This is a genomic window from Mesorhizobium sp. M7A.F.Ca.US.007.01.2.1 (assembly GCF_003998165.1).
Taxonomy (GTDB): Bacteria; Pseudomonadota; Alphaproteobacteria; order Rhizobiales; family Rhizobiaceae; genus Mesorhizobium; species Mesorhizobium ciceri.
The window spans coordinates 13,874-37,989 of record NZ_RZQP01000025.1; the positions used below are offsets into that span (position 1 = coordinate 13,874).

Here is a 24,116-nt window from a genome sequence, read left to right on the forward strand (position 1 = left end):
CCGCCCCATGGACGCGCCATCGGCCGATATTCAAATTCTGATCCAGACGGCTTTCGAACTCGTCGTTGCGGCAGGTCTTGGGGCAGCCCGCGCGATGGGCATCATGCTGATCTTTCCCGTATTCACACGCTCGCAGATCAGTGGGCTGATCCGGGGCTGTTTGGCTGTTGGCTTCGCACTACCATGCCTGGCACACGTCAGCGGCGGATTGCCGGCGCTGGATCCTGATACGCGCCTGATCCAGCTAACCCTGCTCGGATTCAAGGAAGTTTTTGTCGGTGTACTCCTTGGCACTTTTCTTGGCATTCCGCTTTGGGGCCTTCAGGCTGCCGGGGAGCTTATCGACAACCAACGCGGCATCAGCAGCCCGACCGCTTCGGCCGATCCCGCGACGAACAGTCAGGCTTCCGCGATGGGCGTTTTTCTGGGGATCACTGCGATTGCCATATTCGTCGGATCAGGAGGCCTGGAAACTTTGATCAGTGTCCTGTACCGCAGCTACTTGATCTGGCCGGTGTATCAGTTTCACCCGACACTGAGCGGGCCAGGAGCAATGGAGTTGTTGGGGCTTCTCGACAGCATAATGCGCACGGCATTATTGGTTTCGGGGCCTGTCGTGTTCTTCCTGATACTGATTGATATATCGATGATGCTGCTGCGTCGCTTTGCCCCGCAATTTAAGGCGAGCCAACTGTCTCCGGCAATCAAGAACATTGTCTTTCCAGTTCTCATGGTCACCTACGCTGCCTATCTGGTGGAGAGCATGAAACTGGAGGTCACACGTGCCAACGGCGTGCTGGAGTGGTTCGACAAATTGCTGCCATGAGCGACACAAGTGAAGAGAAGACACACGCCGCCAGCCCGAAGAAGTTAAGTGAAGCGCGCAAAAAAGGACAGCTGCCACGTAGCTCCGATTTCGTCCGCGCGGTCGGGACTTGCGCTGGGCTCGGCTACCTTTGGCTAAGAGGCAGCGTGATCGAGGACAAATGCCGGGAAGCGCTCCTATTAGCCACCAAGTTGCAGAGCCTACCTTTCGATACCGCGGTGCCGCAGGCATTGGTTGTGCTCGTCCAACTCACAGTCGCGGCTGTTGGCCCGCTGCTTGGAACCCTTGTCGCCGCGGTGATTTTGGCCAGCCTGCTAGCCAATGGTGGATTTGTCTTCTCTCTGGAGCCGATGAAGCTCAGCTTTAAGAAAATTGACCCCTTTGAAGGGCTGAAGCGCTTGGGGTCTGCTCGTTCCATGGTCGAAGTCTGCAAGACCATGTTCAAGGTATTGGTTCTCAGCGCAACCTTTTCCATTGTCCTTCTCGGGATGTGGAAGACAATGGTCCCTCTGCCGATCTGCGGCATGGGCTGTGTTGGCCTCATCTTTATGGAGACAAAATTGCTGATGGGAATTGGCGCCGGCGCACTGCTGGTCGGCGGACTGATCGATCTTCTGCTCCAGCGCGCGTTGTATCTGCGCGAAATGCGCATGACCAATACCGAAGTGACGCGCGAGTCGAAGGATCAGCAAGGAGCGCCAGAGTTGAAAGGTGAACAGCGTCGCATCCGCGAGGAGGCGGCCGACGAGCCTGCGCTTGGCGTGCATCGCGCCACGCTGGTCTTAACAGGAAGGGCGGTCCTGATCGGTCTGCGTTACGTTCGCGGTGAAACCGGGGTGCCGTTCTTAGTTTGCCGTGCCGAAGGTGAGCGCGTTTCACATGTGTTGAGCGAGGCGCGGGCACTACGCCTGACGATCGTCCATGACCATGTCTTAGCGCGTCAGCTGATAGGCACTACAAAACTCGGCCACGCGGTTCCTATGCAATATTTCCAGCCTGTCGCGAAAGCATTCTTTGCCGCAGGCTTGGCCTAGTCATGGAAGTCCACGACTGCCCAGTTCAAAACTGACCTGGCTCCATGCTAGTGGCAAATGTCGGCTGGCCATCCGTGCCCCAGTGTCTCTGTCAGGCCAACCGCGCAACCGCGGGCCTGGGGCAATCACTCCCCTCGGATCTGCCACCCAGCAACTACGGCAAGTCCTCCGGGCATGACCTTGCAGCCTCTGCTGGCCGGTGCGTGGCGCAGTCCGAGGTTTTGAGGCCGGCAGTGCGGATTTGATTGGTGCAGCCGTTGGAATGCCCTCGTCAGCTAGTCGTCAACTAAGCGCCCTATGTTGAACAGCCGTGCTAACTTGAGCTCGGTTGCGAAACATAGGAGTACGAATCGTCATGTATGGTCGAATTGGTGGCTCATCCGATAGTTACCGCGCGCATAATGCCGGCGAGCAATCGGATGCAGGAAGCGAAGGGTTCGCGGACACATTTGCCCGAATGCACTTATCCGGATCGGAAGGTAGCGGCGCCTCATCATCGGCGGCTCCCCAAGCATACTCCCTCAATTCCCGACCTCCTGTGGTGGAGATCAACAGGACTTCCTTCAGGAGACAGGTGAGGCAATTTCATGGTGATGAAATCACGCACATCGCCGACAATCCTCAAGAGTATTCGGAGTTCGTATCGTCACGAGCCAGGCGCACCGCGGACGTTGCTCAGCAATATGGCATCCGTCGAGATACGGAGCACGCGCGATATTTCAGTTACCAATTGGGAGACCGGAGTGCCGGACTGCTGAGAATGGAAGGCGGATTCAGCATGAACGAGTTCGAATCGGAAAGTTGGCGGGAACAATTTCCTGGTCGAACTGAGGTCACTTCCATAGTGGATCTTCAAGTCGCCCATCCGCTCGTCGAAAATGCGGGCGATATTCTGCTGGAGCATCAACTTCGGATAGACGGCGACCGACCGTTGCTGAATTGGCGTGCGGCTAATCCGGAAGCACAAGCGCGCGCGCAGACGATGGGGTTTGTTGAAGTGGATCATGGCGACCTGGTGCTTGACCCTACGCAGCATCCCGACAAATGGACGAAGAACAGTGCCGGTGAGTGGCAGCGTGCAGGCAAACCTCCACTCTATCTCCACAAAACCGAGGATAGCGACAGCAGCGATAGCGGGTCCGACGACGATTTCATGTGATTTGTCGACCCGCCGCCGAGCCTTGCAACTGGTGACGGTTGCAAGGCTGTTGGCAGTGAATGCTAATTGTCCGGCGACAGCCCCGCCTTAGCGCCAGCGCCGCCGAGCAATCCAGCCCATCTCCCAGACAATAAACTGCGGATGCGCATCGTGGGTGCTTGCGAGCGGATTGTATTCGGGCCGGAACTCCGCCTCTTGGAACCGAGCTCTCCCGAATCCAATTTTCTCCACCACACCGTTGGGTCGTTGCGATGCGCCGATCCCGATCGGATCGGCTATGCCTGCTCCGCGCTCGCAGGAAGACCTTCCGCCTCGATCTTGGCGGCGCGATCTCGGCGATAAGTTGGATGGGAGGCAAGATACGCCGCCACGTCAACAGCCGGTAACGCGACATCGCAAATCGGCCCTGACGGTAGCCGATCGACTCCAATCGCCGGACCGCAACTCGCGCAGCGGCATTCGCGGTTTGGCCAGGAGAAATGCTCGCTGACTCACAGCGTGGCCGGCCGCATTCTGAGTGCCCTGTCATGCAGCCTGCGCCGACGGGAGCTCGGCACGCGAATGGCGTGGTTGGCGGCCAAGCCCTGAGGTCAACAAGGACTTACAGAAAGCGGGGGTGAGTTTGCCGCGATGAATTATGACCTTCTCGCGACCGGACCTAGCATCGGCTTCCTCTCGCTCTCGATTGTAGCCGCGCTGTTCGTTGGATTTAACGTGGCAAGCGGTGAATTCGGAATCAGCCAGCCCTTCCAAGTTTCTGGCCATGACGGGGCGACTCGTGTGGATGTGCACCCACATCGGGCTCGGCATCGCACCATTGACCAGCATCTTGGGCTGCAGCTTCATCTCAAACAGCTTTCCTGGCTCGCCACGCAGCGCGACCGGTGCCTCCGGCGGCATCAATTCGTCGGCATTGCACAAATGTTCCAGGTATTTTTGCGCCGGAAATGCGTAGGTCTTCATGCAATCAGTCGTAATGCCGGCTTTTCCTTCATTCAATGCGTTGGCCTGTCCCAGCACCATGTTCAGCAACCCTTTGAGCTGGTCTGTGCGTTCGTGCACTTTGGGTAGCTGGGTGGAGGTGAGTAGCAGGCGTACATTACGCCCCTGCAACCCGGCGAGACAGGTTTGCATCTCAATGGCCTGGGCTCGCAGGTACTGGGCCACATCGTCCACGACCTTACCGGCCTCCTCAGGCTTCATCTGGCGCACTTGGGAGACGACGCTTTGCTGACCGGCCAGATCGAACTGCAAAAGTTCGTCCAATCGTTTGAGCCGCTCCGTCAATACCTCCATTGACAACGCGGCGCCCCCGATTGTCGAGCCTGCCCCCGACGAACTCGCAGCCACCTCTTGCGCTCTCACCTGTGTACTCGCAACTTGATCCGAGCGCGCGAGAACCTTGGCTGCTGGCACTGTGCCGGCGTTCGCAGCGACTGGTGTTGATGGCTGCCCGGCGGCAGAAGTCCCGGCGCGAGCTGCCGACTTATGCTTTGACTTCCCTTTCCTTCGCGCTGTAGTGCCTTCTGACACTGCAGCCGTACCAGCAGTGTCAGCCGGTATCGCAGCGCCTGCCCTGGCCGGCATCGCAGCGCCCGCCTGGGCCTGTGGCGCCATGATGGCTGACGGCGGAGACTGCAGGTTCAACAAGTGCATGGCATCGTGCGCAGTGATCCATGCATCGTCCACGATCCGTTCGAACAGTTTCAATGGGAGGCCGGCATCTGGGTAGGTATGGCTTAGCTTGGTATGCACCTCGTGCAACGCCAATCCAAAATCCGAAAGCCGCTCCATGATTTTTTCTACAACCGCGCAATCATGAGCGTTGAGTGTTTTGCCATCATCCATTATGCCCTTCGCCAAAGAGAGGGCGCGAAGAGCTTCTTGAGCGGCGCTTGCCATCAGCTGCACCACTCCATTTCGACCGACGAGGAGTTCCTTCAAATCTGGCTCGAACCTGCTCGCCCGCAGTTCAATCTTGGCCCGCGCAAGACCGATCCGCTCACGGACCAGCCAGATCCTGACACTCAGTACCGAGCCGGCACGCAGCCGCAGTGCGCACCGCTCGGCTTCCCGCATCACGGGCGTTCCACTGGATAGGCTAGCGGTGGCAGCGCAGGCGGATCGCTGCCGTTCGGAGCGCCATGCCTTTTTTTCCCACCACTTAATTGCCGCCGTATGGTGGTTCTCCACATTTAAAATCAACAGCTCCTGCCGGTCCGCCTGGGAGTAGGAGTAGAGTTTATCGACCATACCTGCCGCTTTCTTGGTCTTTTTGTCCAATTTCGTGATCGTCGACAGGCCAAGTTTGTCTACTTCATTCGCGGCGTCGCACACGATCTGGCAACATCTACGCACCTTGTCGTCTGGCATAATTGTCTGCGCCTCAGCCGCAGGCAGGCTAGCGCGGTACTCCAGAATTGCTGAGGCTGCATCGACGACCCCACTGATCAGCTCCACCGCCTCCTCGGGGACGTCGGTTTTCCTGGCCGCAGCCTCGCAATCAGTCAGTTGTTGAACAAGACTGTTCATTCTGAGCTGTGTCGGACTGATATCTTTATTTGACGATGAGCTGGTGCCTTCCACCTGCGCGGTTGATAGTTGGCTACCGACCGGCGCCATGGCTTCGCCCTCAGACATGGAGGGAGAACCGCGCCGCCTTGCGGCTGCGCCACGTGGCGCTACGGTTCCGCGTGGTGGCGCAGCGGCTCCACGTGGCGGTGTGTTCAGGATTTGATCTTCGCCAATCGAGGCGCCTGGCAGACTTTCGCGGGCATCGCCTGGACCGCGCGCAACTGGAAGGGAGGAGGGCCTCCTATCGGCGTCCCCAGAGCGCATCTGCTCCACAACGGAATCGAATGACTGTCCACCTTCTCCCGCAGCAAGACTTGATTGCGAAAGGGAACTGCTCGCCCGCCCCGCGCGGCTGGCTCCAGTTTCAGCCTGCGATTTCCGTGGTCGGCCAATGCCCTTCATATTGCGTCTCCGTAGTAGGCGAGAATGTGCTGCTATTGTGCTGGCGGCTGACGAGACCAGCGGCATCTTTCGGTTAACGTCACGGTCAGCCAGACCCGCGACGGCGTAATGTTCCCGCCAAAGTGCTTCTCAGTAGCAGGCCAAGATTGGCCCGAGCTCACAGGACTTTCGCAACGTTGCCATCGATGTCCTGAGATTATCAGCGCTTCAGTCCGCCGATTTCCAGGAACAGCGAATGAAATCAGACCAACTCGGCTAGCTCCCCTTCCTAGACACGTGCCTGACGATTTTATTGATGCGTCACTCCTCTCGTTCGCCACCGACAAAGTCACACATTTGCTTCAGAGAAGCGTGTGCGTTGCGTATCACGCGGACCATTTCGATCTATAGTTACAAAAAGTGTCGAGACGGGACCTTTGGATCCGAAGGTCAGGCACGGCCGGCCTAGATAGACCGCTTGGCTGACGATTAGCTGACGATGGGAGTTCTCACGAACAGGGCAAGAAAATCCGACCGCTTCAAGCTTTCGATATGGTGAGAAGAGGATCCGCACCGGCCTCCCAAAGCCGGCAGACCATCCCATGTTCGTACGGTCGCCGACCTTCTCGAAGCCAATGAGCTCACCGCGCCGGGCCGTGATGTGCAGGCGAGAGAATGGTGATGCAAAGACCGAGTTCCTGCTCGTTGCGTGCGCCCGTGGAGCCAGCAAGAATACGGTCATTGCGGTCATGCAGCACGTGGACCGTGTCTCCTGTTCGACACCACAGCATCGAGGATGCAAACGAGCTGCTGCGGCTGCCATTCGGTCGCGGCATGCGTGGACGGCGGGATTGGCCGAACAGCCGAGATCGTGGTCGACTGTTCGATGCGAGAGCAACATCCTGCAGAGCATACGTTTTTGCGCTGGCCGGTTTTTGTCAAAAGCCGTCAGGTTCTCGAAAGCTCCCGCCCTTAGCTTGATCGAGGCTAACCTTTAACACGTCGCCGCCAATGGCAAATGCCGGAGTACCTGATGATAGCAGCAATTGGGAGTGGAGTTGGCAACCTCGGGACTTCCTTGATCCGAAAGGGCCATGGGGATTCGAAATCCGAGCATTCTGGTGATGGCAAGCCGGCTGATGGCAATGATGGCAAGCCAGCTGGTGGGAATGATGGCAAGGCAGCTGGCGGGAACGATCGGGCGGATAACCGGACCGTTTCAAATGATCAACTTCAAGACAACTCACAGTCTGCAGCACAAAGTGAAGCCTTCCAAAGTATCCTGCGATCGTTCGCGTTCCAATTCGCGAACGATGCGATGGCTGAGGCCGATGAAGCTTTGGATGACACAGAAGATGCCTGACGCGGGAAATCCGGCGTGAGGTCATACAGGCCGTTATTGACGGCACAACTCCAACAGAAAAAGGAATGATCATGGCTGCAGTTGATAATAATAAAAAATCAGGCAATACCAATACCAGTAGCGCCGGCAATACCGATAAAACTAACAGTGGCACTCCCGGCAATACAAGCGGAGCTGATGCTACTGCTTTTCAGGCGCAAGTGCAGGAACTAACCAATGTTAGCTTGGAGGCGACGAAAAGGAGTGTCCAGTTGCGCACTCTAACGACCAATCTCCAGACCATCAAGAAGGCCGCCGACGAACGCGTTTCGTAATGTCGGAAGCGGGTTTTAGACTGCCCCCTAGCGCGTCTCCTTATTGACGCGACGTAGTCCCGAAATGAGCCGCATGGCAATTGCCATGCGGCTTCTATCCTGTTTGAGAGATGCTCTGTGGATGACGCCGTTTCCCTCCGTTTCGAAGTGCGTTCGGGGCACTATTGCGGTCTGACCGGCAAGACGGATCTTCAAAAGTGTTTAATCGGCAGCGGCTTCGATGCCGATTTGGTCTTTGTCGAGCAGGGACTGGCACCGCATCACCTTCGTGTAACTCTTCTTGGCAAGTCGATCGAACTGGAGGCGCTTGCACCCGGACTCAGTATCGAGGGCAACCGGAATATCGCCGCAGGCCAGTCCGTTGTTGTGCCCCTTCCTGTCGTCCTGCTCGTAGGCGAGATGTCCATTGCTTTGTCCGTGCAGGATGCAGAGCCGCCTGGTTCGACCGGCATACCGCGCCTACCGATCGGTGTGCTCGCCATGGTCATAATCAGCTCACTCGGGATCGGCGCGCTTTCAGGCACGATCTCCTATCTTGGCAATGCAAGTGGATCGAGCCCCAATTCACTTCGGGCTGAAGTCGCGTCCAGAACGATCAGTCACCGCGCTGACAATGAACTTACGGAGGCAGCGGCCCAAGAGCTGCAGGAGGAAGTCGATCGAGCGGGTCTTCTCGACGTCAAGATTGGGTCGGCAAAGGGTGTTGTGACCGCCGAAGGCACCGTCACGTCTGAATCGGTCATCAGTTGGCAGAAGCTTCAGCAATCGTTCGATCGTCGCACCAAGGGTACTCTAACACTGGTGAACGGAGTGCTCATCAAAGAGGAGAAGGCGCCATCCGCAATCGCGGTCGAAGCTGTGTGGCATGGGGTCCAACCATATATTGTCATCGACAGCGAGAAGTATTTTGTCGGCGCCATTTTGGCTGATGGATGGGTGGTCGAACGTATTGAGGACAGCCGTGTGCTGCTGAGCAGGAATGGCCGCATTGCTGCTCTCCAATATTGAAAGCTCGCAGGCCCCATCAAGCAGCACTCTATGGCCAGCCAAACATCCTGTCGCGCTCGGTGCTGACAAGCTGGCTGCGTTGGAAACATTTGCTGCCCAGCCATTTCGCGCCTGCTTGTGGCTCTCATGCAGGGTCACGCGCTGGCCAAGGCTGAGGCGCCTTCGGAGTTCGAAAGCCACGTTTCATGGCGTAACAGCAGAGTAAGTCTCAACCGATTGCAAAGGTGTCTCGATGGCCAACGTCCTGCGTGACTTCATCAAGCGTGCGCCGGCCAGCCCGGATTTAATGGTTGCGTTGATGCTGCTTCTGGCTGTCGCGATGATGGTCATGCCTATCCCGGTCGTGGTGGTCGACGCCCTGATAGGATTCAATATGGGGTTGGCCATACTGCTGATGATGGTTGCCCTGTATGTCAGTACTCCACTTGATTTTTCCTCTTTGCCCGGCGTTATTTTGATTTCCACTGTATTCCGTCTCGCGCTCACGGTCGCAACGACGCGACTGATCCTGGCCGAGGGGGAGGCCGGCAGCATTATTCATACTTTTGGCGATTTCGTCATTTCAGGCAATATCGTGGTGGGTTTCGTCATATTTCTGGTCGTCACCATGGTGCAATTCATGGTCCTCGCGAAGGGTGCCGAACGGGTGGCAGAAGTGGCGGCGCGTTTCACGCTGGATGCTCTGCCGGGCAAGCAAATGGCGGTCGACGCAGAGCTACGCAACGGCCACATCGATGCCAACGAATCCCGCCGGCGGCGCGCCGAATTGGAGAAGGAAAGCCAACTCTATGGCGCGATGGACGGCGCGATGAAATTTGTGAAGGGCGATTCCATCGCCGGGCTGGTGGTTATCTGCATCAACATGCTGGGTGGAATTTCGATCGGCCTGCTCTCCAAGGGCATGTCCTTCGGCGAGGTACTGCATCACTACACTCTGCTGACGATAGGCGATGCATTGATATCGCAGATTCCGGCCCTTCTGCTCTCCATTACTGCGGCGACCATCGTCACCCGTGTGACTGGGACGGCGAGGATCAACCTCGGTACAGAAATGGTCAGTCAGCTCACGGCCAGCACTCGAGCCTTGCGACTGGCGGCCGGCGTCCTGGTTGTAATGGGGTTCGTTCCTGGGTTTCCCCTCCCCGTCTTTCTGATGCTGGCCGCAGTGTTCGCTGCGGTAAGCATTGTCAAGGCTGATGTGCTGGGCGCCGGCACTGCCGATGCGAAAGGTGGAACTGCAGCGGAGCCTAAGCAAGCCGCGCCTGCGAAGGAATTCCCGATCGCATTTTTTCTAGCGCCAGATCTTATGCAGGCGGTCGATCAAGCCGAATTGCAAAAACATATTGGGCGCGTTTCGCTCCTGGTCACAGCCGATCTGGGCATTATCGTTCCTCGCATCCCTGTCTTGGTTGACGAGCAGCTGCCTGAATCGCAATTCCGAATTGATGTCGAGGGCGTGCCAGTCGAACAGGACGCCTTAGATCCAAACCAGATGGCGCTCCGAGCCGATGTAGCGCACGTCGACTCGAGCGGTGTCCCCCTTAGACGTGAGCCGAAAACGGACAGACTCCCGGTTGAACATACCCCTGCAAAGGCCCTTACGGGCGCCGGCACGGAGCATAGGGCTCCCGGCGAACTCCTCGCCTTGCGCGTCCATGCAGCGTTGACCCGCTACGCACCGCGATTGGTGGGCATCCAAGAGACCCGACATTTCCTGGGCCGAATGGAGCAGGAATATTCTGAGCTTGTGAAAGAGGTGCTACGCACGACGCCGATTCCTCGGATTGCCGATGTTCTGCGCCGCCTCCTGGAGGAAGGTATCCCAATCCGCCACACCCGTCTCGTGTTGGAGGCATTGGCCGAATGGAGCGAGCGTGAGCAGAACGTTGCCCTGCTGACGGAATATGTCCGTTCTGGTTTGAAGCGACAGATCTGCCACCGCCATGCCAACACGGAGGGCATCGTGTCCGCCCTGGTCGTCGAGCGCGAGAGCGAGGATGTGATGCGTGGCGCGGTTCGAGATTCGGATGCAGGCCCCTATCTCGCACTGGAGGATCGGCAAAGCGAAGCGATGCTATCACAGATACGTCAGGTCCTTTCGAACGCAGAACCGGGTCAAACCCGCCCTATTCTGTTGACGTCGATGGATGTCCGACGTTTCGTCCGCGGCTTTCTGACGCGAAACGGGGTTGATCTCGCCGTGCTGTCTTATCAAGACCTCGCCTCCGACTTTACAATTCGCCCCGCAGGATCCGTCACACTCCCGCACGGATCGAACAGCGGATTGTTAGAGTAGTCCCACCTTTCCTAACTGAACGCCACGCGCCTCCCCGATAACTGAGAGATAACATGAATAGTAATACAGTTTCTCCATCGCCTATGTTTCTGCGCCGGAACTCACTTCTTTTTGCCGTACTCGCCATTCTGCCTTTGGGCGGTTGCGCCAGCTGGCAAAAGCCGGCTCTTTCCGTGCAGGAGACATCTTCCCCCGAGTTGCTCAGCGCCGATCAAATCGATCCGGCTATGCGCGAACGCATTTTGCGCGAAGTTGGTCAGGATGTTCAAGAGCGGGCTTTGCGGGATGAGGTGAAGCAGCACCCGGACAATGTTGATGCGGCGATACGACTTACAAATGCCTTGGTGGGCCAGAAGCGCCCGCACGAAGCGGTTGAGGTGCTCGACAGCGTCTTGGTTGCAGCCCCAGGAAACGTACGTGCATTGAATGCGAAGGGCGTGATTTTGGACATTGAGGGGCGGCATGACGCGGCACAGGCCCTGTATCGGCGAGCTCTCGAAAACGAGCCAGGCAATCAGATGGTGCAGCATAACTTCAATCTGTCGCTTGCCTTTAACGGCAAGTCCGAACAACCAAGGTTAGCACGATCGCAATAGGTGGGCACAGTGCATGCGCAGCCTGTTCCCCGGCTCGAACACGCGCTCGGCTCCCATCATAGATGGCCCCCTGAAGAGAGCCATATCTATGCAAAACAGTTGCTCCAGATCTGGCCGGCAGAGATCGGCAGGAGAGCCGGATGACATCACGCGGCCACCCGCAAGGCCACCCGCCTCGCTTCGTTGCCAGAGCGCCCTCTCCCTCGCCGGTCACCGTCTCGCAATGCGGCGACCTGGCTTAAGGCGGTCGACCGAGCGCCCGATGCAGTAGCCATGAATACGTAACGCAGCGATGGACCCGCCGGATCGTGTCGCGCTTGTGCTGGCCGTCCCTGCCATTACAGCACGGTGATTGTAGCTGGATCATATTCTAGAGGCATCGATGGTGTGGATGCCTTCGATCCAAACAATCGATTTGTTGAATTCGTCCGCCTGAGGAAATTAGCTGCGGCGATCCGACTTCCGACGCCTGCAGGCGCAAAACCAACAGCGTGAGCGCTGCGGGTCCGGAGGCAGGCTGCAAAGTGCAATCACCAGCGCTGATAAGCGGCAAGTGAAGAATGTATCGCTCGGGCAACTCCTGTGTTGTGCACGGTTGCCCCGCGAGGTGAACTGTAGCAGCTTGGCAGCTCAGCGTTCACGAAAGGAGAAAAGATTTGGGGCCAAGCAAAGACCGGCTTTTTTGATTGTCTTGCTGTATCGCTATGGTGGGGCGGGCGCGACCGCTCCCATAATTCAATACGCTGCCTTTAGCGATGGACGATGACGGGATGCGTCGCCGAGACTTCAATGGTGGAGGAGCAGCGCACCCGTCGATCCATTTGCTTTCAGCGGCAACCGCCACTATGAAGCGACACTTCGCCCAACTGTGTTTCAAGCTGCCCGGAGAAGTTTATGACAGAAGAACCCCACAAGACCGACATCCTCATCGAGCTCACTGCCGATGTTGTATCAGCCTACGTCTCCAACAACCCCGTCCCGGCGGGGGAGCTTCCTGCCCTGATCGCCCAAGTGCACGGGGCTCTAAACGGCACGGCTGGACTCATACCGGCAGAAGAGCCTGTGCCTGTAAAAAAACCTGCTGTCCCGATCAAAAAGTCGATCGAACCGGACTACATCATTAGCCTTGAAGACGGCAAGAAATTCAAATCGCTAAAGCGCCATCTGGCGACGCACTATGGTCTGACCCCAGACGAATATCGCGCCAAATGGGGTCTGCCGTCGGATTATCCCATGGTGGCGCCGAATTACGCCGCTGCGCGCTCCGCCTTGGCCAAGACCATGGGACTCGGCCGCAAACCGAAAGAGCCGGAAGCCCCAGCCACGGCGCCGGCGAAACGGACCCGCAAGAAGGTCGCAGCCTAAATCCGTATCAACAGTCGTTCGGACGCGCAGCAGCCGTTGGCCCAATCTGCGCGGAATCAAAGGGCGGGGATGAGCCCCGCCTTTCCCGTCCAAGAGCCTCATTTCCAGAGTAATTCATGATGGCTCCAGCAATCCCTGCCGCGGCATTAACTTGCATGCTCCGGCCCGGGTTTCGAGCCGTCAATGCGTTCCGGCGATGACGAACCTTGCCAAGGCTTTCCCGGACCGTTAGCCAGCCTTGCTGAGGCTGCCTGCAGAGGACTTTCCCGTGCGGCGATCCTGTTCCACCTCGTAGTTGATCTTCTGGCCCTCATTAAGGGTCGACAGGCCCGCTCGTTCAACAGCGGAAATGTGGACAAAGACATCCTGACCGCCGTTGTCAGGCTGAATAAAACCAAAACCCTTCGTGCTGTTGAACCACTTCACCGTTCCAGTCGCCATATCCATTCCTTTGTAATAAGTCGCAACTTAGGCAGGCCATTCACGCCAGCCTGATTTGTACACGAGACTTTAGGCGCATCAAAATCGGAAAATTGCAAGGCCCACTCGATCGCCTGATCTCCAGCAGCAACTGCAACATATGCGAGGCGCGTGCCAGACGAGGCGTATGCCAGACGTTTCGTCGTGCGCTGTCGCTCGAACGTTGACAGAAACAATGACACACCTTGCAAACTCGGCACATCTTGTGGACGTGCTCGGGTCGCTTCTCGACTGCGATACCCGCTCCTGACCGGGTATCGTCGGCCAAAATGAGAGTTTTTGTCATGTGCCGCCAGACCGAAAGATCAGGCGCGCAGCGACCTGCACATTCAAACCGGAACCCGCGAACCTCGATTAGCTTCTGCCTGCTCCGAAGGGCGGTAGCCTGCTCTGAGGCGGGCCACTGTCGGGTTGAAAACCAACTGTCGGGTTCGGAACCCCAGATTGTCGGCAAGGTACGCGCCGCCCACTGGTTGGCCAAAGGGGCACTGGCTCCTGATCCTGCCGCCATGCTCGCCCGATCTCAACCCGATCAAGACAGGTCTGCTCAAAACTCAAGGCGCGGCTGCGGAAGAAGGCGGCCAAAACTTTCGACGCTCTCTGCGGAACTCTCGGCGATATCTGCCAGCTGTAGGAGCCAAATCAAAAACCATTAATTGCGACAGGTGATTTTATGACATTCATTGCGAAGAGGCCAGAATGAACAGCGGAAGAGAGTAGCAGCTCTCTGGTCGCGGCGAGGTGGATCGTCGACACGATCGGCACCTGGCCCGTGCGGGGATCGCACCGCAGCCAGCACCAGAGCCAGACCTTGACCGCTTGCCTTGCTCAGGCGCCACAACAACGAGTGGCTGGAAGCAGATCCACGTGAACTCAGCGATATCGATCAGACGATGCTTACCCTCATGAAAGCCGATCCCGACGCTGTCCAGCGCCGCGAAATCCTGACCAGCATATGGCGCATCGGATGCCACCGCCTGCACACTCACCATCGACATGCCGGAACTCGGAACCAAAGGCCGCAAGCCTCGCCGGCCTCGGCAAAATGGAGCGGCCGCGCCTTCATCCGGGGCGGCCGGGCCAATGTTCGCCAGGCCCTCTACATGCCCGGCCCTTCGCCCTGCGCTTCAACCCCGACCTCAAGGCAAAATACCAGGCGCTAAAGGCGGCAGGCAAACCCGCAAAGGTCATCATCTTGTTGCGAAAGCTCCTCATCCTAGCAAACGCTCTCCTCAAGGCGCAGCGAAAATGGCCCCTAAAACCCTTGACCGAAACGGATACCTTAGCCTTTCAGGTGAGGCGGGCCGAGATAGACCAACCGCGGGTTTAACTTCGCGAGTTTAAGCTGATTATGCCGATGCAACTCTAGCGCCTGCGCGACCGTTTTAGCTTCCATCAACAAGGCGGCAGGCTGGGAGGAAGTACCCTCCCCTGCCGCGAACAAGCTTTGGACAAAGCCCCACCTTGTCCGTAATGTGATCGGGAGGCCGGGGCGCGGCGGTGCTCAGCGGATGTGACGCGCGAGATCTGCGACCCTACCCATCAGCACTTCCATCGGTCCTCGCTGGAAGATGCGCAGCCAAAGCACCGCAAAAGTGCTGATAACCACAACGAAGCCAAAGAGCGTGGACAGGCTCTCGTCTTTGAAAATGTTTATCTTCATAAGATAGGCTATTCCCGCAATGTGCAGCACATAGGCCGTCAAAGACATCGAGCCGACTGCGATTATTGGCCAGACCAGCTTTCGCAGACGCGGGAGCGCATCCACAGCGAGCATGCAAGCCGCCAAGATGATCATTGCGCAACCGGTGCTGCCCACGATCGAAAGCGTCGTTTCGCTATGAGGTGCGGCTATCCATGACGACTTGACTATAAATGACGACTTGGAAGGCTCAAAAGCGCCGTCAACGTCAGACCACCACAAGGAGGTTTCAGTCAAAGCGCGGGAACTCAGCGCGAGCAAGGATCCCCCATGGCCCAACACGGCCAGCGCGACCCCCGCCAGACCAAGGCGCCAATGCGCTGCTAGCGTATTAAGATTAAGGCGCGCGATGGCCATGCCAGCGATGAGGAAAGGAACCCAGGTCACCGCGGGATAGTAGCCGTTGACCATGAGGTTGAAGACCGGGTCGAGGAGGTTGGGGGCAACCGACAGAAGGGAGGAACGGACTTGCGGGAGAACTAATGCCGTAGCGGCAGCGATCAAGCCCAGCTGATATGCGCTGAGCCGATGGAGCGGCAATACCAACAAGAAGCAAATTCCGTAGTATTCTAGGATGACTTCGACCTGGGTACCGAGGCAGCCCAGGATTGAGCCAAGCGCGAGCAAAACAAGGGCACGAATTGCGACTCTGGCGATGGCCTGTCTACCGGCTATCCCCGACTTCGGCGCCTTGCGACCTGTAATCAGGAGGATTGAAAAACCGGCCAATACGGCAAACAGGGCCGACGGCCGCCCATGGGTTAGTTCCATCAGAAACCCGACTAGTCCTCCTTCGCCGGGGTCGGGACCGAGATGGGCGGCATACATCCCGAAGACAGCCAGGCCCCGAGCGAGGTCGATGCCGACCAGCCGATCTACTACCGACCCATTCCTAGCGTCGGCAACCGGTGCCTTCATTACCATGGTAGATTCCCTTGTTGGGTGTGTGGATCGCGGGAGCCGCGATAGGAGAGCCGGTCGGCTGCTGCCGTCGCCTCGTGAAAGGGTTCAAAACATCGCGCCATCTGGCGCATCGAGCCGGCGACAGAGCTGTTCAGCCATTAGCCTGGGGTAAGAACAACAGATCGGCTCACAAAGCCTGTGTCACGGACCTGAAAAGTGGTGTCGCGGAACCGTCGTTTTTTGCATGATGGCTAAGCCGAGAGATCCACTGCACCGACGAGAGACTCAGCGACGTTAGATATCCGATCAGTACGCCGCGGCTCCGCCGGTGACGATCACCCCGGGTGTCAAGGCCAGGGCGTAAACCTGCCATAATCTGTGGTAGTGCGCCCGCGACCAATCCGTTCGACAAAGCTCGGCGCATGGTCGAGCCAATCATATTCTTCCATGTGGCTGTTGCCTGAAAAACCGAAGACGCCGTTCGCTGGTCCAGCTCCAGACCTCGGCCTGCGTCGGTCATTAGAACCGGCGCGCCTGTTTCCCAAATCAATTTGCTGATGCAGCCGCCGGGGGTCACATTGAGCAAAAGTGCCGAGTTCAGGACGGGTTTCATAGGGGCTCTTCGTTTGGCTTTGTTAACGACCCCTTTCTTGCAAGTTGTAGCTGACAGCAGCCTGAAAGCTCCCCAAATAATTCGCTGCCGCCGGTTCAGCCTATTGTCAGCTTCGACCAATAAGATGGGAGCCTTGCCCTCATACCGGAGCTCGGCAGCATGATGCGAATACTGCTCACTGAAGACGATAAGGACCTTGGAAGTGCTATGCACGATCATTTGGTGGCTGGTGGCCACGCGGTCGACTGGGCCAAGAACCTGTCCGAAGCGCGCGATTATGCAGCTGTGGTCGGCTACGACCTTATTTTGCTCGACGTTCACCTGCCGGACGGCAATGGGATCGACTATCTGCGGGAGCTGATCAAGGAACTTGAATCGGCACCGGTCATCATTCTGACAGCCTGCGATCGGATTTCGCATCGCATCGAGGGCTTCAACGCTGGAGCCGACGACTATTTGGTCAAGCCGTTCGATCTGGGGGAACTCTCAGCGCGTATCCATGCAGTGGCACGTCGCCATGGGCATTTTCCGGAGCCGCAATTTTCGGTTGGGACGCTTTCCATACAGGCAGCCGAGCGACGCCTCTTCCGCGACGGGCAGGAGGTCTACCTGACTTGACGCGGATGGGCGGTGCTCGACTACCGTCTGCCCCAGCCCTGCACGGTCGTTTCAAAAGGGAAGATCGTGGACGCGCTTTTCGGCAGACGGCGCTGATTCATACTCTAAAAGAAAATTCGGCTTCCAGTTGCCTTGGCCATGACTTTCCTTCCCGAGAGATGGGTGACAGTTCATTCCGGATAGATGGGTTACACTTTCGGCCCTTTGCAAGGAGAGCAAGGTGCCTTGGAAGGAGTGTAACGTCATGGAAGAGCGGCTGAAGTTCGTCGCCCGGCTGCTGGACGCGAGAAGATGGCGGTGCTTTGCCGGGAGTTCGATATCTCGCGCAAGACCGGCTACAAGATCCTCACGCGCTACAACGACAGCGGCCTGGAGGGCTGACGGACCGATCGCGGCGGCCCTATCGCCACGCCAATCAGCTTCCGTTTCAAATCGAGAAGCTGATTGTGCGCCTCAAGCAAGACAAGCCGACATGGGGTGCGCCGAAGATACGCGAGCGGCTGGCCCGGCTGTATCCGGATGTGCACCGGCCCGCGATCTCGGCCGTGCATGCCGTGCTCGACCGCCACGGCATGGTCGAGCGCCGCAAGCGCAGGCGCAACAGGGCGACGGGGACACCACTTTCAAACGGCTGTCGCCCTAACGATCTTTGGTGTGCCGACTACAAGGGCGAGTTCGGCAGAGAACACGGCCGGGACAGGGGATCACAAACACTTGACCGTTCCAGACCCTGGCAGTGGCGCATCGATTGACCGTTGGCTCTGTTCGTGGGCACCGAAAATAGGGCCTTCTTGGTCCTCGGCAGAGAATATGGCCCGGACGGGGGATAACAAACACTTGACCGTTCCAGACTCTGGCAGTGGCGCATCGATTGACCGTCGACTCTGTTCGCGAGCGCCGAAAATACGGACGACCCCTATGGTCAAAGTGCACTTCTGACCTGCTAGGCACTGTTCGATAACTGGAGGCACCCGCTACGGTGCCCTCGTATTTAAGACACCTGTCAGTTTCAAGCCTGGACATTGACGCGTGGCGCGGCTGCCATTCGTTGACCGCCACGTCGAATTGCCCGCCAACCAGTGTACAGCCGCCGGTGGTCACATTGAGCAAAAGTGCCGAGATCAGGAGGGGTTTCATAAGGCCTCTTCGTTTGGCTTTGTTAACGACCCCTTTCTTGCAATTGTAGCTGACAGCAGCCTGAAAGCCCCCAGATATTCGCTGGCGCCGGTTCAGCCTACTGTCAGCTTCGATCAATAAGGCAGGAGCCTTGCCCTCATACCGGAGCTCGGCAGCCTGATGCGAATACTGCTCATTGAAGACGACGACGACCTTAGAAGTGCTGTGCACGATCATTTGGTGGCTGGTGGCCACGCGGTCGACTGGGCCGAGGGCCTGTCCGGAGCGCGCGGTCATGCAGCTGTGGCCGGCTACGACGTTATTTTGCTCGACGTTCACCTGCCGGACGGCAATGGCATCGACTATCTGCGGGAGCTGATCAAGGGGCTTGATACAACGCCGGTCATCATTCTGACAGCCCGCGATCGGATTTCGCATCGCATCGAGGGGCTCAACGCTGGCGCCGACGACTATTTGGTCAAGCCGTTCGATCTGGGGGAACTCTCGGCACGCATCCGTGCAGTGGCACGTCGCCAAGGGCATTTTCCGGAGCCGCAATTTTCGGTTGGGACGCTTTCCATACAGGCAGCCGAGCGACGCCTCTTCCGCGACGGGCAGGAGGTCCACCTGTCTGGACGCGAATGGGCGGTGCTCGACTGCCTTCTACGCCGGCCCGGTTCGGTCGTTTCAAAGGGGAGGATCGAGCACGCGCTTTATTCATTCAATTCGGAGTTCGAGAGCAACACAGTGGAGGTTTATGTCAGCCGGCTCCGCAAGAAGATCGGCGGGGATAGAATAGCAACCGTGCGTGGCTCCGGATACAGGCTCGTGGTCACATGACGAACTCGAACAGCATGACGAGAAAGCTGATATCGTGGTTAGGCGGGGCAACGCTCCTGGTTTGGATCGCCGCCCCAACCATTGCTGCGTTCATTTTTTGCAATAATGTAAACGAAAGTTCGGATGACTTGCTCCAGGGGAGCGCAGAGTACAGAGAACCAGAGCTGATCAAGGTCTTGAATGGAAAACACGTTGATCAATACAATAACCACTTGCCAACTTATGAAAAGTACTGGACCTATCGTGAGCAGGTTATTAATAAGTACGGGGTAGTGCTTATTTCTGAACCGGAAGAGGGTCAGCAGCCCTTCCCTGATGCTCCCCTGAGTAACGGCTTTTGGCGAAACGCTGATTACCGCGTCTACACAGAGGAGATCCAAGACGGCGTGTATCATCAGTTGGCCGAACCGCTTGATGGCCGCCGTACCACAATCGCGAAGGGCGCACTTTTTGTCTTCCTTCCGACACTCGTGCTCCTGCCCTTTAGCTTAGCTGTTTGGTGGATCGTGATCCGGCGCTCGCTGCGGCCAATCGAGGTACTGCGACAGCAGATCGGATCGCGCGACGGCGGCAATCTGTCACCAATGGACTTGGGCGATTTCCCGGCAGAGTTGGCTCCAATCGCGGCATCCGTCAATCGGCTTCTCGATCGTCTGCGGGCGGCTCTCGAGGCCGAACGCGAGTTCGCCGCAAACAGTGCGCATGAACTGCGCACGCCGATCGCAGGTTCAATCGCTCAGATGCAGAGATTAGTGGCCGAGCTTCCCAATGGGTCGGCCAAAATGCGTGCGCGCGGCATCGAGCAAGCGCTGTCGAGCCTTGGCCGCCTTGTCGAAAAAGTGCTTCAGCTCGCTCAAGCCGAATCGGGGGTTGGCATGGCGGATCACGCGATCGATCTTGTCCGATCGGTTCGGCTGGAAATCGATGACCTGAGGAAAAAGCCGCAATATGCCGGACGCCTGCATCTTAACGTCGACGGCTGCCCCACTTTGATGCGCAAAGTGGATGTCGATGCGTTTGGGATCCTCCTTCGTAACCTGATCGAGAATGCGCTGATACATGGACTGCCCACTGTTCCGACAACAGTTTCCGTCCAAACTGATGGAACCATCGCTATTGCAAACGCCGGACCGGTGGTGCCCCTCCCCGACCTCGAAGGGCTTACAAAGCGATTTAGTCGTGGTGCTACTCCTGCTGCGGGCTCAGGCCTTGGTCTACATATCGCTAACATGGTTATCCAGCGGATCGGTGGCAGTCTAGAGCTTGCGTCGCCCGCCCGCGGTCGCAATGATGGTTTCGAGGCGATCATACGAATTCCTCAATGACACCGGTGAATTCGACGACAGTTGGACACAGGGCGGATTGCTGGCAAGGCTGCTGACAGGGCGAACTGTACGGCAGTATGTATACGGCGTAGAAATCGTACTTCACACAACGCATTTCGGCCGCGGCAATCAATGCCGCTATCATCGTCTGAGCAGTTCGATCGAAGCGACACGACATGATCGGCAAAATCGAAGGCTCCGCCTCACCGCTCGCTCGATTTCGCCCGGGGAGAAAAAAGGCCATCCGAGAAAGTGCAAGCCGCCGCGCAAAGGCGACGTGTCCAATTGTCTGGGTGCCCCTGTGCGCCGGCCCGATCGGGTTGGCGCAGGTCCAGTAAGGACCCGGACCAACCATTCCATTTAGACGACCGGCAGGTTTTAATCGGCGTCCGGATCGCCGTCCCAAAATGCCCCAAGTATACGGCTAGAAAGGCTGCCAACGATCGAGCTTTGGTCGGAGGCGTGCTTGTCAGCGTCTTGGGTGCTTGACCGGCCTTTGCAATGGCCATCGCCATCGCAAGTATCGTGCGTGGCCAGTGAGACCGCAATTTCATCAGCCTGGAGCCGACCGTATCGGTGCTTTTTTATGATTTAGGGATTTTTCGTTTTCCTCTTGGATCATCACGGGTTTGGAGAGGATCTGGTGTTAAGTGCCATTCGGAGCGCCGGCGAACGGCCCGAAATTAATGTGGTCGAGTGATGAAGCCTCCCGAATGCGTTAAACGAGACCCTTTATGGCGGCCCTGGCTGACAACAGTCTGAAAGCTGCAAGCGGCATGCGAAAATGGGGCGATCCTGAATGACGACAGATGCTATCAACATGAAAGAGGCTCGCCCTGAAAGCTGAGCACGCTTTATGCTCAGGCTGCTGACAAGGCCAAAGCAGCGTAAGTGCGTAGTGAAATCCAAGGTCCACATGGGTCGTCGCGCGTCCCATGCGCCTGGGAAGGCGCCGGCCCGGCCAAGCTTTCCCAGCTCGTCCGCATGATGCTTCGCTGAGCGTCAATGGACGTTGGCGCGAGACCAAGGCGTCGTGCGTTGCAATCCGGACGGTCCAGGGTATCAGGAGTTTCACGGCCTCGGCCCGCTTGGCTGGCCACAGTTGAAGCTCCAACGTACCGGCTGGCACCGGGAAATTGGGCTCTGCGCTGCCTCAACGCTGATGGCACGGTCAATGCTTGCCTACCGATGGGGCCGCCCATGCCGTGATGCTGTCGGTCGACGTTCGCAAACCAGACCCTCGCGAGACCCAGCGAAGGGGCTCGCCGGTACGACGAGGGACCTTACCTCTTTATGCGCGGCATCATTATCGAGGATGACATGTTGCCTTACACGTCGTCCCTCGCGCTCGGGTCTTTGTGGGGCGGATGAAGTCCTGATCGCGGTGGCACTGCTGCATGTTTGCGTAAGACCCATCCAGTCACGATCGCGCTGTCCTTCGATGTCGCGGTGCTGATAGGCGGGCAGATCGGTGTGCGCGGCGCCCGCCAAAGGATCGTCGTCACGCCGGAGGAGGCGAGCGTCATAGCCGGCGCGCCGGCGAAAGGCGCTTTCTGTCGGATGCCCGACAATGTCGGATATCGCAAGTATCAAGGTTGGATCAAACCTTGCGAATCGGGGCTTTCTTACTTGGCACGGGGCATGCTCAGGTATCCGCAAACACCCAATGGATAACGAGCAGACTTCCCATGGCCTCACCATGCCGAAAGTTTCCCGGACGCATCCAAAGATGAGGCTCGCGTCAGGCCCAGCAACACGCTGACGGCTCATGTGGCTCGGCGTCGCGTGCCGATCCACTTTCTCCCAATAGGCGTTCGGGAGACATAGATCCTTCAAAATGAGGAACAGATCACTTTGCCAGGAACGCAGCCCATAACCCCACTCTCCCTACCAGAACTACCAAGCAAGCCCCGCACTCATGGGCTTCGCAGGACGTCCGTTGCGTCCGAGTTGGTCGGCGCGGGGCCGGCTCCGATCCCCGTCGCATGGGAGGACGGCAAGGCGAGGGATTTCGTGCTCGACAACGGCATGGAGGTGGTCGTCATTCCCAACCACCGGGCGCCGATCGTCACCCACATGGTGTGGTACAAGATCGGCAGCGCCGACGAGCCGCCGGGCAAATCCGGCATCGCCCATTTCTTCGAGCATCTGATGTTCAAGGCGACGACCAACCATGCGGGCGGCGAATTCGACCGCGCAGTGTTCGAGATCGGCGGCTCCAACAACGCCTTCACCTCCTCCGACTACACCGCCTTCTATCAGACAGTGGCGCCGTCGGCGCTCGAGCTGATGATGAGCTTCGAGGCCGACCGAATGCGAAACCTCATCCTGACCGACGATGTCGTCAAGACCGAGCGCGATGTGGTCATCGAGGAGCGCCGCTCAAGCACCGACACCAACCCGCAGGACGTTCTCCATGAGGAGATCGACGCGACGCTGTGGCAGAACCACCCCTATCGCATCCCGATCATCGGCTGGATGCAGGAGATCGAGCAGCTGAACCGCGTCGACGCCACCGTCTTCTATGAAAAGTACTACTGGCCCAACAACTCCGTGCTGATCGTGGCCGGCGATGTCGAACCGGACACGGTGCGGGCGCTGGCCGAAAAGACCTATGGCAAGGTGGCGCGCGGACCTGACCTGCCGCCGCGCATCCGGCCGGTTGAGCCCGAGCAGAACACCAGGCGCACCGTCACGCTCTCAGACGCCCGCGTCAGCGTGCCCAGTTTTTCGACGCAGTGGGTGGTGCCGTCCTACCACACCGCCAAGCCGGGCGAGGCCGAAGCGCTCGACCTGCTGGCCGAAATTCTCGGCGGCGGTAACCGCGGCCGGCTCTACCAGGCGCTCGCTGTCCAGCAAGGTATCGCTTCCAGCGCCCGCGTCTATTTCCAGGGCACTATGCTCGACGACACCAAGTTCGCCATCTATGGCGCACCGCGCGGCGATGCCAAGCTGGCTGATCTCGAAGCGGCGGCCGCTGCCGAAGTTGCCCGCATTGCCGAGGATGGTGTCAGCAACGAGGAACTAGGCAAGGCCAAGGACCACTATTTGCTCAATATGATCTTTGCGGAAGACAACCTGGACTGGCTCGCCAGCATCTACGGCTCGACGCTGGCCACCGGCGGTACCGTGAAGGATGTCGAGGAACGGCCGAATCGCATCCGCAAGGTTACCCCCGAGCAAATCAAAGCAGTTGCCGCCCGCTATCTCGCGTTCGACCGTTCGACCACGGGCTATCTCTTGCCCAAGACGGAGAATCAAGAGATGACGCTCGGCGCTCGGCCCCATGCTGCGATGAACATCCAGGAGGTGAAGTCCGAAAAGGGCATCATCGCCTGGCTGGTGGAGGACCACACAGTGGAAATCGTCAACATCGGCTTTGCCTTCAAGGGCGGCACCAAGCAGGACCCGGTCGGGAAGGAGGGGATGGCCAAACTGATGGCCGGCCTGTTCATCGAAGGCGCTGGCCATTACGACAGCGGTGCCTTCCAGGTGAAGCTCGACCATGCCGGCGCCGAAATGAGTTTGGACGCGCAAAGCGACGACATCTACGGATCGATGTGCATGCTTTCCAAAAAGCAGGACGCGGCGTTCGGCCTGCTT

15 protein-coding genes and 2 pseudogenes are annotated in these 24,116 nt (G+C 58.1%); 14 read left to right on the forward strand and 3 right to left on the reverse strand.

The features are described 5' to 3' along the window. Positions 1–7: 7 nt before the first annotated feature. From sctT to EN949_RS07325, 3 genes are all read left to right on the forward strand, one after another. Positions 8–826 (forward strand): type III secretion system export apparatus subunit SctT, encoded by an 819-nt coding sequence (sctT, locus tag EN949_RS07315; protein ID WP_063169270.1) that lies wholly within the window; start codon positions 8–10, stop codon positions 824–826. Beyond that, entirely contained in the window at positions 823–1,860 is a 1,038-nt protein-coding gene (locus tag EN949_RS07320; RefSeq protein WP_024505377.1) for an EscU/YscU/HrcU family type III secretion system export apparatus switch protein, read from the forward strand. Before sctT ends, EN949_RS07320 begins: the two co-directional genes overlap by 4 nt. Positions 1,861–2,215: 355 nt before the next feature. Further along, positions 2,216–3,019: a hypothetical protein gene (locus EN949_RS07325; protein WP_024505378.1), complete on the forward strand. Its 804-nt coding sequence runs from the start codon at positions 2,216–2,218 to the stop codon at positions 3,017–3,019. A gap of 525 nt (positions 3,020–3,544) precedes the next feature. On the opposite strand, the gene EN949_RS07330 is transcribed toward EN949_RS07325, so the two are convergent. Further along, positions 3,545–5,659: a hypothetical protein gene (locus EN949_RS07330; protein ID WP_224570035.1), complete on the reverse strand. Its 2,115-nt coding sequence runs from the start codon at positions 5,657–5,659 to the stop codon at positions 3,545–3,547. A gap of 1,348 nt (positions 5,660–7,007) precedes the next feature. Here EN949_RS07330 and EN949_RS07335 point away from each other — a divergent pair. The 6 genes from EN949_RS07335 (at position 7,008) to EN949_RS07360 (ending at position 12,916) form a co-directional block, all read left to right on the forward strand. Then, positions 7,008–7,337, forward strand: a complete 330-nt coding sequence (locus tag EN949_RS07335; RefSeq protein WP_081714433.1) for a hypothetical protein — start codon at positions 7,008–7,010, stop codon at positions 7,335–7,337. A 71-nt stretch (positions 7,338–7,408) separates the two neighbouring features. Beyond that, positions 7,409–7,651 (forward strand): nodulation protein NopA, encoded by a 243-nt coding sequence (locus EN949_RS36445; protein ID WP_224570034.1) that lies wholly within the window; start codon positions 7,409–7,411, stop codon positions 7,649–7,651. 117 nt (positions 7,652–7,768) lie between these two features. Continuing rightward, positions 7,769–8,659 carry a hypothetical protein gene (locus EN949_RS07345; protein ID WP_024505382.1) on the forward strand — a complete coding sequence of 297 codons (891 nt, stop codon included), beginning with the start codon at positions 7,769–7,771 and terminating at the stop codon, positions 8,657–8,659. A 232-nt stretch (positions 8,660–8,891) separates the two neighbouring features. Continuing rightward, complete coding sequence (sctV, locus tag EN949_RS07350; protein ID WP_063169272.1) at positions 8,892–10,955, forward strand: type III secretion system export apparatus subunit SctV; 2,064 nt, start codon at positions 8,892–8,894, stop codon at positions 10,953–10,955. 53 nt (positions 10,956–11,008) lie between these two features. After that, positions 11,009–11,551: a tetratricopeptide repeat protein gene (locus tag EN949_RS07355; protein ID WP_082826568.1), complete on the forward strand. Its 543-nt coding sequence runs from the start codon at positions 11,009–11,011 to the stop codon at positions 11,549–11,551. A gap of 894 nt (positions 11,552–12,445) precedes the next feature. Continuing rightward, positions 12,446–12,916, forward strand: coding sequence for a MucR family transcriptional regulator (locus EN949_RS07360; protein ID WP_024505385.1), 471 nt, complete (start codon positions 12,446–12,448; stop codon positions 12,914–12,916). 228 nt (positions 12,917–13,144) lie between these two features. On the opposite strand, the gene EN949_RS07365 is transcribed toward EN949_RS07360, so the two are convergent. After that, complete coding sequence (locus EN949_RS07365) at positions 13,145–13,357, reverse strand: cold-shock protein (RefSeq protein ID WP_008874821.1); 213 nt, start codon at positions 13,355–13,357, stop codon at positions 13,145–13,147. Between the two features lie 1,543 nt (positions 13,358–14,900). Continuing rightward, positions 14,901–16,022 carry a DUF418 domain-containing protein gene (locus tag EN949_RS07370; RefSeq protein ID WP_063169274.1) on the reverse strand — a complete coding sequence of 374 codons (1,122 nt, stop codon included), beginning with the start codon at positions 16,020–16,022 and terminating at the stop codon, positions 14,901–14,903. 751 nt (positions 16,023–16,773) lie between these two features. Here EN949_RS07370 and EN949_RS07375 point away from each other — a divergent pair. The 5 genes and pseudogenes from EN949_RS07375 to EN949_RS07395 all read left to right on the forward strand — a co-directional run. Continuing rightward, the gene (locus EN949_RS07375; protein ID WP_224570033.1) at positions 16,774–17,232 is read left to right on the forward strand and encodes a response regulator transcription factor; all 459 of its coding nucleotides are present in this window, start codon (positions 16,774–16,776) and stop codon (positions 17,230–17,232) included. A gap of 244 nt (positions 17,233–17,476) precedes the next feature. Next, positions 17,477–17,909, forward strand: a pseudogene (locus tag EN949_RS07380) (helix-turn-helix domain-containing protein); the annotation flags it as partial. Positions 17,910–18,528: 619 nt separating this feature from the next. Continuing rightward, on the forward strand, positions 18,529–19,188 hold the full coding sequence (locus EN949_RS07385) for a response regulator transcription factor (RefSeq protein WP_024505389.1): 660 nt from the start codon (positions 18,529–18,531) through the stop codon (positions 19,186–19,188). Further along, positions 19,185–20,513 (forward strand): HAMP domain-containing sensor histidine kinase, encoded by a 1,329-nt coding sequence (locus EN949_RS07390; RefSeq protein ID WP_063169275.1) that lies wholly within the window; start codon positions 19,185–19,187, stop codon positions 20,511–20,513. Before EN949_RS07385 ends, EN949_RS07390 begins: the two co-directional genes overlap by 4 nt. Before the next feature lie 1,950 nt (positions 20,514–22,463). Further along, a pseudogene (locus tag EN949_RS07395) lies at positions 22,464–23,768 on the forward strand (pitrilysin family protein); the annotation flags it as partial. Positions 23,769–24,116: the final 348 nt, after the last annotated feature.

Bases quoted from the DNA above. Each gene is read 5' to 3' on its own strand.
- EN949_RS07325 (WP_024505378.1), top strand. From the start codon at position 2,216: ATGTATGGTCGAATTGGTGGCTCATCCGATAGTTACCGCGCGCATAAT.
- EN949_RS07370 (WP_063169274.1), bottom strand. From the start codon at position 16,022: ATGGTAATGAAGGCACCGGTTGCCGACGCTAGGAATGGGTCGGTAGTA.
- sctV (WP_063169272.1), top strand. From the start codon at position 8,892: ATGGCCAACGTCCTGCGTGACTTCATCAAGCGTGCGCCGGCCAGCCCG.
- EN949_RS07330 (WP_224570035.1), bottom strand. From the start codon at position 5,659: ATGTCTGAGGGCGAAGCCATGGCGCCGGTCGGTAGCCAACTATCAACC.
- sctT (WP_063169270.1), top strand. From the start codon at position 8: ATGGACGCGCCATCGGCCGATATTCAAATTCTGATCCAGACGGCTTTC.
- EN949_RS07365 (WP_008874821.1), bottom strand. From the start codon at position 13,357: ATGGCGACTGGAACGGTGAAGTGGTTCAACAGCACGAAGGGTTTTGGT.
- EN949_RS07335 (WP_081714433.1), top strand. From the start codon at position 7,008: ATGATAGCAGCAATTGGGAGTGGAGTTGGCAACCTCGGGACTTCCTTG.
- EN949_RS07375 (WP_224570033.1), top strand. From the start codon at position 16,774: ATGATGCGAATACTGCTCACTGAAGACGATAAGGACCTTGGAAGTGCT.
- EN949_RS07360 (WP_024505385.1), top strand. From the start codon at position 12,446: ATGACAGAAGAACCCCACAAGACCGACATCCTCATCGAGCTCACTGCC.
- EN949_RS36445 (WP_224570034.1), top strand. From the start codon at position 7,409: ATGGCTGCAGTTGATAATAATAAAAAATCAGGCAATACCAATACCAGT.
- EN949_RS07390 (WP_063169275.1), top strand. From the start codon at position 19,185: ATGACGAACTCGAACAGCATGACGAGAAAGCTGATATCGTGGTTAGGC.
- EN949_RS07385 (WP_024505389.1), top strand. From the start codon at position 18,529: ATGCGAATACTGCTCATTGAAGACGACGACGACCTTAGAAGTGCTGTG.
- EN949_RS07320 (WP_024505377.1), top strand. From the start codon at position 823: ATGAGCGACACAAGTGAAGAGAAGACACACGCCGCCAGCCCGAAGAAG.
- EN949_RS07355 (WP_082826568.1), top strand. From the start codon at position 11,009: ATGAATAGTAATACAGTTTCTCCATCGCCTATGTTTCTGCGCCGGAAC.